Origin of the sequence: Streptomyces sp. NPDC004134, from assembly GCF_042874195.1 — a bacterium.
Taxonomy (GTDB): Bacteria; Actinomycetota; Actinomycetes; order Streptomycetales; family Streptomycetaceae; genus Streptomyces.
The window spans coordinates 1-1,054 of the sequence record NZ_JBIAMS010000067.1; the positions used below are offsets into that span (position 1 = coordinate 1).

Annotated in this window: 1 rRNA gene; it reads left to right on the plus strand. The window is 58.3% G+C overall.

Annotation, left to right across the window (positions count from 1 at the left end):
- Nucleotides 1-1,054: ribosomal RNA gene (locus ACFYVJ_RS34795) — 23S ribosomal RNA — on the plus strand; the annotation flags it as partial.

The following is a 1,054-nucleotide window of genomic DNA, read 5'->3' on the forward strand; positions in this document are numbered from 1 at the left end:
GTCGTGACTGCGTGCCTTTTGAAGAATGAGCCTGCGAGTTAGCGGTGTGTAGCGAGGTTAACCCGTGTGGGGTAGCCGTAGCGAAAGCGAGTCCTAGCTGGGCGTTGAGTTGCACGCTCTAGACCCGAAGCGGAGTGATCTAGCCATGGGCAGGGTGAAGCGGCTGTAAGAGGTCGTGGAGGCCCGAACCCACCAGGGTTGAAAACCTGGGGGATGACCTGTGGTTAGGGGTGAAAGGCCAATCAAACTCCGTGATAGCTGGTTCTCCCCGAAATGCATTTAGGTGCAGCGTCGTGTGTTTCTTGCCGGAGGTAGAGCTACTGGATAGGCGATGGGCCTTACCGGGTTACTGACCTTAGCCAAACTCCGAATGCCGGTAAGTTCAGCGCGGCAGTGAGACTGCGGGGGATAAGCTCCGTGGTCGAGAGGGAAACAGCCCAGAGCATCGACTAAGGCCCCTAAGCGTATGCTAAGTGGGAAAGGATGTGGAGTCGCAGAGACAACCAGGAGGTTGGCTTAGAAGCAGCCATCCTTGAAAGAGTGCGTAATAGCTCACTGGTCAAGTGATTCCGCGCCGACAATGTAGCGGGGCTCAAGCGTACCGCCGAAGTCGTGTCAGCAGCACGGATAGCCTTAACGGGTGTGTTGCTGGGTAGGGGAGCGTCGTGTGCCGGGTGAAGCCGCACCGGAAGGTAGTGGTGGACGGTTCGCGAGTGAGAATGCAGGCATGAGTAGCGATACACACGTGGGAAACGTGTGCGCCGATTGACTAAGGGTTCCTGGGTCAAGTTGATCTGCCCAGGGTAAGTCGGGGCCTAAGGCGAGGCCGACAGGCGTAGTCGATGGATAACCGGTTGATATTCCGGTACCCGCTGTGAAGCGCCAAACATCGAATCAGGTGATGCTAAGCCCGTGAAGCCCCCCTGTTGATCCTTCGGGTGATGCGGGGTGTGGTGGAGCCGGTGATCCGAGCTTGTAGTAGGTGAGTGATGGGGTGACGCAGGAAGGTAGTCCAGCCCGGGCGGTGGTTGTCCCGGGGTAAGGGTGTGGCCCG